We start from the raw sequence: 11,461 nt of genomic DNA on the forward strand, positions 1-11,461 counted from the left end.
TCTACTTCCTACTATTATACATGGTTGCCGTGTAAAAAGGGATTTTTTATCAATGGCATGTCGCCTGAAAATGACTCTTGAGAGTTGCATGCGGCGTTACATTCATTCATCTCTCTCAGAAGATACAAAAAAAGCCCTCATCAGCGAGTAAGATGTACTCGCCAATAAGGGCAATTGATTACTAGATGTCATGGACAAGATTCATTTTAGAATCTTAGTACCAACCATTTGCTTCCCAGAATGCTTTGGCAGCAGACCAAGAACCATAACGTGATGCTACATATTCATCGGCAACCTTTTCTTGGTTAGCAGCTGAATAGTCACCATTTAAGTAAGAGTTGGTTAATTGGTAACGACCGTAGTATTGTCCGTTTGTCGCTGTGTAAGAACCACCAGATTCTTTGTTTGCGATCCATTCTTTTGCTGAAGCTTCTGAGCCGCTAGCTGAAGAGCTATAGCTTGAGCTGCTTTGAGTGCTTGCAGCAGCAGATTGTGTGTTGCTTGATTGTGAAGCTGCTGGTTCACTTGGTTGTTGGACACTTGCTGCAGCAGTCGTGTTTGCAGATTCTGTATAAGTTGCAGTGCCATCTGTAGGGATGATCAATGCTTCCCCAACAAAAATCAAGTTTTTATCAGCAATCTCGTTTGCTTCAACGATCGCATTGATCGTATCATCAGAGCTATAACCATAAAAGTTAGTAGCGATTGTTGATAATGTATCACCAGATTGAACAGTGTATTGTTCGTCTGCAAAGGCGTCTTTCCCACCTAAGAAAAGGCCGAAACCGGCAAGGACAGCTGTACTAAGTAAAACAGTTTTTAAAGACTTCATATAATTAAATCTCCTTCTTTGAAACTCATTTTGCGTCATTTGAGATGACTCAAGCGCATAAACAAGTCTAACACCGAAGAATATTTCATAGGTAAAAAAATCATTACAGATGATTACGAAAACGACAGTTGCCTTACGTTTCGTAAGAATTGAAAAAGACTATCATATCAAGTTTTTCTCTGCTGTAATTTTTAACATTACAGTTATTTTGTTTTTAGGTAAACCAGTTAACCTTAGAAAACCTTTCCTATATTACAAAAAACCCTCTTTTTACACAGGATTGTAACAAAAGAAGGAACGAGACAAGGTCTCATTCCTCATTTACTTCCTATTTTTTCTTCACTGGGATCAATTTATTCATGACGATCGCCGCAATAGCGCTTAAAGCAATCGGTGAATCTAATAAATATTGTAAGAATTGAGGCGCAGATTCTTTGATTTCTGCTGGCATAAACAACAAGCCGATGGCAATAATCAACGGTACCCCGATAATATACAACTCCCGCTCGGAAAACTCTTCATTCTTAATGACCCGAAAGCCGCTCAACAAAATAATGACACAGACGACCGCGAACACGCCACCGATGACAGCAGAAGGTACTGCATGAATCAAGGCTGAAAGTTTTCCCATAAAGGACAATAGGATAAACCAGACGGATGCCATCACAAAGACTTTTTTACTAGCAACCCCTGTGATCGAAATGATCCCTGCATTGGTAGAATAACCAGTCACAGGGGTCGTTCCTACTAAGGCGGCAACCAAGCAGCCTAACCCTTCACCGATCACGCCTTTATTGATCTGTTCATCTGTAACAGGTTCTTCTGTCACAGAGCTGACCGCATACCAAGTACCTGTTGTTTCTGCTAGGAGCACCATATAGATCACTAGCATCGTTAAGATCGCTGAAACATCAAAGTGCAGGCCATAGTTTAGAAATACCAGTTTTGGCAGACTAAAGAAAGAAGCATCCGCCACCGACTGAAAATCAACGCCCCCCATAAAGGAAGCAATCACGGTACCGATAACCAATGCAATAATGACCGAACTGATCCGGAAGTATTTTCCCATTCCCGGAAAATAATCACCTAACATGGAAAACAAGATCAAAATCGCCGCAGTAATCGCAGCTAACAACATGTTTTGATTGGCACTTAGTGTTTCAGTGGCAGGATAGATATTGCTAGTAAATGCCGTTGGCAGCAAGGTCAACCCAACGATCATAATGATCGTTCCACTGACGATCGTAGGAATAAAACGACGAACGATATACTTATAGATGCCCGTAAAACCTAGTAAAATGACTGCTGCGGCACCAACGATGCTGGCTCCTAACACCGTGTCCATGCCGTTGGCACCAAAATAAATACCGATGATCGCTCCAACGGGGACAAAGGATGGCCCTTGACATACGGGTAATTTCAAGAAAAAGAGGACTTGGATCAAAGAAGCGATCCCTGCTCCTAAAAAGGTCGATTGGATCAAACCTGATGCGTCTGAAGAGGACATCGCCACCGCCGTTGCGATAATAAATGGCGGCACATACACGTCCATTGCCAACACATGCTGCAATCCTAATAGTACTGCTTGACCAAAGGGAATGTCTTCATTCATTCCGATCGTTAAATGTTTGTTTTTCGTTGATTCCACTGTCTCATTCTCCTCATTTTTCGTGTACTTTTTTTCCTTGGACCCAGACTTGGCGAATATTTTGCATCGTTGCTAAGTACAGGATTTTTTGTAATCTTGCTTCGGGTGAGGTGAACACACCGAAGTCAGGCAAAGGATTTTCTTTTTGGCGCGTATCGATCATTTGCACATCAAACGCATAACCTTCTTTGATGACACCTACTGGTAATTTCAGTGCCTCACCGCCGCCTTTTGTCGCCAATGAGAACGCATCGATCACGGATATACGAGAATCGGCTACTCCTCGTGTGTTTTGGGGAAGCGTGACGTCTACACCATCTTCTAACATTCGCGAAGACATCACAGCTTGTTTGATGTTGTCATACAAACTCGGTGAAAAACCGCCGGAGATATCCGTTCCTAAACCAATCGTGACCCCTTGCTCTTTCAAGCGCTTGATTGGGATCACGCCATTGGCAAAGTAGGCATTTGAAATGGGACAGTGCGCAACTGCAGCACCGGTTTCGACAAAACGGGCGCCGTCAGCTGGGCTGATGAAATTGCCATGAGCCATCACTGCTTTTTCTCGCAACAAGCCGAAATCTTGCAGCACTTCGGTATCCGTTTTGCCAAATCGCTCTTGAACAAAGTCATGTTCCCATTGCCCTTCACTGCAGTGGGTCTGAACATGGACATCATATTTTTGAGCCAATGCGCCTAACCCTGCCAAGCCTTCATCGGTACAGCTCGGGACAAATCGCGGAGTAACCACAGGATAAACGCCTTGAGGTGCGGTCTTTGCGATTGCTTGTACTTCTTGAATAAAACGTTCTGTATCCGCTAATGCCTCTTCTGTTGATGCGTCCCGATAAAAAGCAGGATTGGCTTGAGGATCGTCCATAACGACTTTTCCGATTAATCCCCGTTGACCAAGAGCGGCACAAATCTTCGCCAATTGAAGGCTCGCTTCTAGATGGATCGTTGCAAAATAAAGAACCGTTGTCGTTCCTCTTGCCAACAACTGTGCCACCAAATCCTGATAGACAGCTTTGGCAAATGCCGGATCGGCATATTTTGCCTCCAGCGGAAACGTGCATTCATCTAACCAGACATTTAACGGTTCATCTAACGCGATCCCTGCTTGCGGCCATTGTGGTGCATGGACATGCAGATCGACAAACCCTGGTAAAAAACACTGGCCTTCAGATAAAGCCTGCAGATTCTCTGATGCTTTCGCCAGCTCTGACTCATACCCTTGATCTGTTTTAGCAGTGACTTTTGTGATGATCCCTGCGTCATCGACTTGAATCAAAGCTTCTTCTATATACTCCAATTTTCCATCACTTGGCGTATGGAAAACATCTCCTTTAAAATAGCGAATGGTTGCCATTTGGTTGATTTCCCCCGTTCTCTAAGACATTGTCAGGAAAAAGCTGTTCATTTAATGTTCCTTTTTCACTAACACGATGTTCTTATTTTAACGCTATTCGAAAATAGTGCAATAAAATTCACTATCATAAAGGAAGATAAAACGATAAACGTTCGGTTTTTATGCGATTTCAAAAAAAAGCAGCCACTGTCTTGAATCAAGATAGTGACTGCTAAAGACGCTTATTCTTTTGTTTTCTTTGATTGTCGGCGAAATACCACCAGTCCACCTACTAGCAAACAGAGTACTCCTGCAATCGAGCCCCATTTTGCTGGCTCTAAAAAGCTTTGGATTCTTGAGGTTTGATTCGTTGCCGTCGTTCCTGATAGCTGAAACAAGAAAGCCAGCGGCTGATGTTCAAAACGAAGAATAACAAATAGGAGTGTCATCAAAAGAAATTGATGTACCAGACTCCCTTTGTTTTGTGTGGCATACTTGGCTAAGCTCTGCTGTTCAATTGCTTCCGGTTTTGCCGCCAAATACTGTTTCGTGAGCCATTGATTCAATCCCGCATTAAAGAAACTAATGACAAATAAACTTATTGGGATCAAAAAATCGCTGCTAAATAGAAGAACACCAACCATCAATCCAAGCAAATACGCCGGTACTAACTGTTTTTCTAGCAAGCGTGCGAGTTTTCCTCCGAGAAACATTGCGCCAAAAAGGCCCAGTGCATACGGCAAGTAAACATGAGTACTGAGCGCTTGTGCCCCAAATCGACCGGTAACATAGACCGAGCCGAAAAGAAAAAGAAAGTTACCGATCACTCCCCGAATAAAGGTGAGGGTGTTCAAGTGAAGCGGCTGTCTCCACGACTTACTGCGTTTCGTTAAAGTGATCAGCAGCAAAGCAAAGAGAAACAAGAAACCAGTGATCGCCCACTCAAAGAGGGCATTCGACTTGATCAGCCTGGCTGCTCGCAAGCCAAACAGTAAGAGAAAGAAAAAGAAATACAACAAAAATTGCTTGTTGAATAACTGGTTGCGCTGCATCAGCGGTCTTTTCGGTAGGTTTTTGAAGGTTTGACTACTCTTAGCCGCCAGCACAAAGAGTGCAAGATAACTGCCAAATAGACCAATGCCTTGAAGGTCATCAGGCAACCGTAAGGCAAACAATAAAACGAAAAGAAAGAACAGCGCCTCCTTCCAATCATTTTTCAGCGGCTGTTCAGTGAGCTTGGCTTTTTGGCGTACCATCAGGTCAGCTGGCGGCAACCAAGAAGCACTGATCCCCAACAAACCAGCAGCTGGCAAGAGTGCAGCGCTCCACCAAGTGCTCAAGATACCTACCAATGCGCCGGCGCCGCCGATCAAGACACTGGCTGCTAAGAGCGATGGTGCGAAAAGCGCCGTTAGCGTCTGTAAGAAAAAGACCCCTGTCATGCGAAAGGTATAAAAGAGCGCAAAGGCTAATGCTGCACTTAGCGACTGCTCTTTGCTCAAAGATAAGAAATAAAGATACGGGATGATCGTGATCGTATTGCTAATGATCAAAAGTGCGGTATGGGATTTTAAAGCTTTCATCGTCCGACTCCTTGCCTTGATTTAAAGTTCCATCTTTCTTCTATCCTACACTTTCAAGCAATCCTGTCAACTTGCGTGCCAAATTTAAGCAAAAAGAAACCAAGTGTGTTGTCAAAAGACTGACACTTCGTTTCTTTTTCTTATTGCGATTTTCGGTTAGGAGCCAGTAGACTGAATTGTTTGCTTAATTGCCTGAATTTCTTCATACAACCCTTGAAACTCTTTTGCAAGCTCACTCATGATGTCTGCGCTCATCAAAAGATCTTCCGCATGACTTAGTAGTAAGGACATCCAAACTTTGTCCCCTTGTGCTTCTTGTTGAACTAACTTCCGATGTGCCAAATGGGCTTCATGATAGTGTTCTTTTCCTTTTTCGATTGCTTGCAGTGCAGCCAGATTCTGGGCTTCTCTTCCTTTTTGAATACTTTCAAAAAAGCAACTTCTTGCCATACCCGCTTGCGAGATAATCTGAAAACAAATTTGTTCTTTTTCTTCCATTCTACTCTCCTATTAGTTCAAGTGCTTGTTCCAATGCTTTTTTTCCATCCATCATGCCATAGGTGCGCATGTCGATACTGGCTGCTGGACAAGCAACTAAACCTTGGACTTCATTTAATCGGTATGAAACTTGCGGTCCTAACAGTACGCAATCAGCATCTTTTGCTGCAGTCGTGACCGATTCAATAGAGAACGCATCGATCGCCACCGTTTCTCCTTTTTCTTGCGCTGCTTTTTTCATATTATTTACTAAGACGCCAGTAGACATGCCGCCAGCGCAAACTAATACTATTTTTTTCATCATTGTTCCTCCATTTTCTCGTTATTTGTTACTCAACGACTGCCGCTTGGGTTTGCAGATTCTTTTCTTCAGCGAGTGCTGCTTTGTCTTGCAGACGCATAAAAGGGATGTAGATGATGACACATAAGATAAATTGAATCAATTGTGCAATGATCCCTTGCCAGCCATTCACTAAGAAGCCACCGAAAATAATCGGAAATCCAGTTGGGATATTGACTCCATTGTGATAAGGCAAAAAGCCGACAATTGTTAAGAGATATGCTGACAACACGGAAACAGCCGGTGTTAACATCAAGGGAAGCAGCATTCTGATATTCATCACCTGAGGAATCCCAAATTTGATTGGCTCAGAAATACCAAACATGGAAGGGATCAAACCAATTTTACCAACAGCTTTTAGCTGCTCTGATTTGCAACCAAAAATAGCCAGTAAAGCGACTGCAAATGAACGAGCCCCGCGATTGTTCAAAATAAACCCAATCGTAAACAAATGTGGTAATGCTTGGCCGGCACTGTACGCCGCCAGATTATCAAGCCCTGGTTGGTAAAAGACCAACATCAAGATCGGATAAACAGCCAACACTCCGTGAATGCCAAAGAACCAAAGAAATTCGATAAACGCCACAATGATCATACAAGCAAAAATATTCGCTCCTAGCAAGGTCAATGGAGCTTGTACCCAAGTATAGATCATATCTGTCAGCGTGCCGTAAGGAGTTGCCGCCATGCCCACATAAATGATGCCCATAATGGCTGAAACAATAATTGCTGGCACGATCGCTGCAAAGGATTTGTTGACGATCGGCGGTACCGAATCCGGCATTTTGATCATCAAATTCTTCTGTACACATAAAATGTAAATTCTGGCACCCAACAATCCGCCAAACATGGCGACAAACATCCCACCGGAGCCAAGGGTCGACAACTCCATCGTACGGGTTTCTTCTAAAGTCGAAATCGGACTCAAGATCAAAAATGAGACCAAACTCATGATACCGGCATTTAGTTGATCCGCATTTAAATGCTCGGCTAATTTATAGCCGACTGGAAAGGCGACATAAACGGAAACGACATCGATTGTCATCGCGTTGACTTGGGTTAATAATGCTTTCAAACCAATTTGTTCCATTATCTGTTGCGTTGCCCCGATGTCGATCGCATTGATCAAGGAAGCAATGGAACTGATCATCATGACGGGCATTAAGCCCATCATTGCATTGGCAATGGCTTTCATATAAATATTGTTTTGTACTTGAACGGCTGCAGCTAGTATTTTATCTTTCAGTGTATTCATAAGGTCCTCCTTCACTTAATCCCGCAAGTATTTATCTTTAAACAGCTGGATTTTCTGCTGTGAAAAACCCAGTTCTTCTTTTACATACGTTTCAATCCCCCCATGAGCCTCAATCAAATCCAAAGCGGTTTGTAAAAAACACCGATCAGCTTCTTTGAAGTATCGCATTGCTGCCACAAAATCGGGGTTGTTCGTTTCTTCTTGTATCAGCTTGAGACTCTTGGTATTTTTCTCCCTTTTGTACTCGTTGGTCAGCAGGTAATCTTCCATGACCTCTTCATAACTGACACCCAACAGTAACTGAATCAGGGCAACCCCATACCCGGTGCGGTCTTTGCCACCACGGCAGTGCTGAACCACTGCACCTTCAGCTTCCAAATGAATGTCCAATACTTCTTTAAAAACGGTCTTGCACTGACTGTTTTCAACAAATTCATAATTTTGCCGAATCATCAATTCTTTTGCAACTTCGGCGGTGATTTTTTCTGAAGAAAGCGCCATTGGCTCCCCTTCTTCTGAAGAAGCTAAAGCAGCAATATCAGCAATTGGCGTCAAATAAAGGATCTGAGCATTCCCAATAGGTTTGTCTTCATTGTCTGCTCTTTCTTGGGCATTGCGGTAGTCAATAATTTTCTCAATTCCCAGAGCTGCTAATTTTTTCTGATCGGCTTCTGTCAATTTGCTCAATTCGTCTGAGCGGTATAGTTTTCCAGTCACTACGTATTTGCCCTCTTTGGTCCGATAGCCGCCAAAATCGCGAAAATTATACGCACCTTCTAAGGTTACTTTTTCATTTGTCATATACTACTCCTTTAAATAATTAATGAACGTCATAAAATCCGTTGTCGCAGCTAGTTTGTTTACTTTATCCAACGAAGAACATTGTTTGATCAAATGATCATTCAACGGTTTCACTTTTAAGTGATCTTGTTCAGCAATCACTAATAAGAAAACGAGACGAACCGTCTGTTTGTACCAGAACACTGGCTTTTTCAAGTTTGCAACGGCAATCACCGTTTCTGAACCAATCAGTGCATTGGGATGAGGGAAAGCGACTGACGGCAAGAAATCGGTTCCAAAAAAGGCTTCTCGTTCAAAAACTAAGGTTTCAAAATTCTCAGGCATTGAATACTGTTCTTTGATTTGTTGGCATAAAAAATGCAACACCGCTTCTTTTGTTTCAAATTCTTGTTCACAGATGAATAACGATTCCTTAAAGTAGTTCAAAAGCACTTCTTCTGTGAAGACAGCAGCCAATGCGGCTTCGATCTTTTTGATCATATCCGGTTGCATAAAATAATCAACATTCATAACAGGAATCGTTCCTTCGTAAGGAAGTGGAATCGAAGAAAAGATAAAATCGAACTCCTGCTCTTCGATCATTTGCAAAAATTCATATTGATTGCATACCGTGACTTTCTTGATATAATTGCGAAAATAAAACTCAAATTTCTCTTTAAGGAAGGTATTGGTCGCTCGGCCGAGGTCATTGACCACTAAAATATACTTGCGCTGTGTTTGCGAATCTTTCTTATTTAAAGCCACATCAAAGTGCATCGCCAAATAGCTGAGTTCATGATCACTGATGGTCTTTTCAAATTGCTTTGCAATGACTTGACCGGCAATAATGGCTAAATCATAAGCGACATTACAGTGTACCTTCACCTCATTCAACAAAGGATTTTTCAGCTCGATCCCCAATTCGATCCGATCGATCAGCGGAGCAAAGTGCAACATCAACATCGTTTGCAGATCCAAGTCTTTAATGAAATCGATTTGGCGGCTTTCCTTGATCGCTTTTAAAATTTTGCTGACCAATTCTGCTGCTTCATCTGAAACAGTCATCTTTTCATTTCTAGGGACTACTCGTTTGCCAACGATTTGCCCTAAAACATAATTTCGCTCGTATTCGGTAAAATGTACAGCACACTCTTTTTCAATTCTGGCGATGATTCGCTCTCCTAGTAATGTCTGTTCATCATTGGTCCTGCCGCTGATCGGTAGGTTTCGATCTAAGTAGCGGCCGCTTTGCATGCGTAAGACAGCGATCGCTAAATGATTCACCAGATTGTTCAAAATAGCCTCCGACATGGGGTAGGCTTTTTGCGAAAACTCCGACGAAACGATCGCTTTTATCTGCTGGTGAAGAAGCGACGGTGTATCTTCGCTGATTGTGCCCTCTTCTAACTGCTTGATATGGGTTCTTTGCAAATAATTACTAGCCATAAATCGTCTCAAGTCAAATTCGCTGCCGCTAAGTTTCATTCCGTAATACGGCTTCGTTTGAATGGAGAGCTGGTAATGGCTTAGTATCCGTCGCAGCTTTTTCAATTCTTGAGATAGCTTGCTTTGAGAAATGAATAAGCGTTCGCAAAGCATTTCGGACTTAATATACGTTTCTTCTTGAATAAAGAATTCAATAATTCTAGAAACAAAGTCGTCATTGTGTGACGCTTGTTCTTTCCTTCGCTGAAAAGCTTCTTCGTTCGTTATTTGTAAATACAACCCACTCCCTTTTTTCGCTTGAATCATACAACCGTATCGTTCTTGATGCTGGTTAATTTCTTCTGCATAACGGCGAACGGTTTTCCTGCTAACACCCAACTCGGTAGCAGCCGCTTTACTCGTCATAAAACCGTCATGCTCCGAAAGTGTTCTTAACAACAATAGGCTTAATTTTTCCATCTCTCTCTCCCTCGCTTACTAGTTTAGAGTCAAACCCAAACAACCTCCATAGGTATATCTTCCCTTTCATTAAGGGAAATTTCTACAAGAAGTTGCTTGACTTGTGCTTTGCTTCTTATCAAAAAAACGAATGGTCGTGACTTTCACTTTGTTGTTGCCACATATGACCGACCAATTTGTTTGAGTTTTCTTCTCCACAAAAAAAGACATGATCTTCACTAAATGAAGGTCATGTCTTTTTTATTTAGCGAACCTCGCTGATTTTCTCTACCGACTGTCGCACTTTTAATTGATGGGGACTAATTTTTCGATGGCTCGTTTCTGCTTGATTGGTGATGATGTCTGCTAGTAATTCAGCTGCTTCATAACCGATTCGTTCCATATCTTGAGCAACGGTTGTTAATTCAGGCGTTACGTAGCTAGCCAAAATAATATCATCGAACCCGATGACCGAAATGTCTTCAGGAACCCGCAAGCCCATGTCTTTGATTCCACGTATCGCTCCGATTGCCATAATATCACTAGCACAGAACAGTGCAGTGATTTCTTGATTGTTTTCTAACAGATTTTTACAAATCAAATAGGCAATTTCTTCTTCATAGTTGGCGTACTGGATATACGACTCATTCACTAACAAGCCATGCGCTGCCAAAGAAGCGCGGTAGCCTTTTTCTCTAAGTTCACTGACATTGGCATCACGACTCCCGTTGATCATGCCAATTTGTCGATGATTATTGGCAATCAAAAAATCCACAGCTTCTTGCGCCGCTTTTTCATTGTCAATCGAAACCAAGCCGATCTTAGGATTGTCGATTTCCATATCAATCAGAACTGTCGGCAAAGAGGTTTGCTGTACTTCCTGGTAGTAAGGATCGGTGGTTTTTAACCCTTGGATCACTACACCAGTGATATTGTGCTCATTGCAGAACTGACTAAACGTCTTTTGCTTTTGTTTCTCAGTACTTGTCCCATAAAAGACAAACTCAAAATCTGACTGATCTGTATAACGATAAACTCCATTCAACACTTCCAAAGGCATCGTTGATTTTCGGTTAAAATTCAACTCATTTAAAATCAAGGCGATGGTTTGTTGTTTCTTGGAAGACAGTGTCCTTGCTGCCATGTTTGGGGAATAGTCTAATTCTTTCGCTATTTTTAAAATTTCTTGCTTGGTTTGCCGGTTGATATCACTATACCCGTTAAAAACTTTGGATACAGTCGCTATTGATACACCGGCTGCCTTTGCCACATCGCGAATCGTTGTTCGCATTT

At 42.3% G+C, this 11,461-nt stretch carries 10 protein-coding genes; all 10 read right to left on the reverse strand.

What is annotated here, in order from left to right; genetic code table 11:
- Positions 1 to 214: 214 nt before the first annotated feature.
- The gene (locus IGI84_RS12490; protein ID WP_008380639.1) at positions 215 to 832 is read right to left on the reverse strand and encodes a LysM peptidoglycan-binding domain-containing protein; all 618 of its coding nucleotides are present in this window, start codon (positions 830 to 832) and stop codon (positions 215 to 217) included.
- 328 nt (positions 833 to 1,160) lie between these two features.
- Complete coding sequence (locus tag IGI84_RS12495; RefSeq protein ID WP_220426531.1) at positions 1,161 to 2,444, reverse strand: solute carrier family 23 protein; 1,284 nt, start codon at positions 2,442 to 2,444, stop codon at positions 1,161 to 1,163.
- A gap of 49 nt (positions 2,445 to 2,493) precedes the next feature.
- Entirely contained in the window at positions 2,494 to 3,849 is a 1,356-nt protein-coding gene (gene guaD / locus IGI84_RS12500; protein ID WP_142424669.1) for a guanine deaminase, read from the reverse strand.
- Between the two features lie 221 nt (positions 3,850 to 4,070).
- Positions 4,071 to 5,411, reverse strand: coding sequence for a hypothetical protein (locus IGI84_RS12505; RefSeq protein ID WP_086291778.1), 1,341 nt, complete (start codon positions 5,409 to 5,411; stop codon positions 4,071 to 4,073).
- A gap of 156 nt (positions 5,412 to 5,567) precedes the next feature.
- On the reverse strand, positions 5,568 to 5,909 hold the full coding sequence (locus tag IGI84_RS12510; protein WP_061053195.1) for a PTS lactose/cellobiose transporter subunit IIA: 342 nt from the start codon (positions 5,907 to 5,909) through the stop codon (positions 5,568 to 5,570).
- A 1-nt stretch (position 5,910) separates the two neighbouring features.
- A complete protein-coding gene (locus tag IGI84_RS12515; RefSeq protein WP_010749922.1) occupies positions 5,911 to 6,210 on the reverse strand; it encodes a PTS sugar transporter subunit IIB in 300 nt (99 codons plus the stop codon).
- Between the two features lie 28 nt (positions 6,211 to 6,238).
- Positions 6,239 to 7,504, reverse strand: coding sequence for a PTS sugar transporter subunit IIC (locus IGI84_RS12520; protein ID WP_430600431.1), 1,266 nt, complete (start codon positions 7,502 to 7,504; stop codon positions 6,239 to 6,241).
- Positions 7,505 to 7,519: 15 nt separating this feature from the next.
- Positions 7,520 to 8,305, reverse strand: a complete 786-nt coding sequence (locus tag IGI84_RS12525) for a tyrosine-protein phosphatase (RefSeq protein ID WP_220426410.1) — start codon at positions 8,303 to 8,305, stop codon at positions 7,520 to 7,522.
- 3 nt (positions 8,306 to 8,308) lie between these two features.
- Positions 8,309 to 10,189, reverse strand: coding sequence for a BglG family transcription antiterminator (locus tag IGI84_RS12530; RefSeq protein ID WP_220426411.1), 1,881 nt, complete (start codon positions 10,187 to 10,189; stop codon positions 8,309 to 8,311).
- 244 nt (positions 10,190 to 10,433) lie between these two features.
- A complete protein-coding gene (locus tag IGI84_RS12535; protein WP_220426412.1) occupies positions 10,434 to 11,459 on the reverse strand; it encodes a LacI family DNA-binding transcriptional regulator in 1,026 nt (341 codons plus the stop codon).
- Positions 11,460 to 11,461 lie beyond the last annotated feature (2 nt).

Origin of the sequence: Enterococcus sp. DIV0008, from assembly GCF_050542615.1 — a bacterium.
GTDB classification, from domain to species: domain Bacteria; phylum Bacillota; class Bacilli; order Lactobacillales; family Enterococcaceae; genus Enterococcus_D; species Enterococcus_D innesii.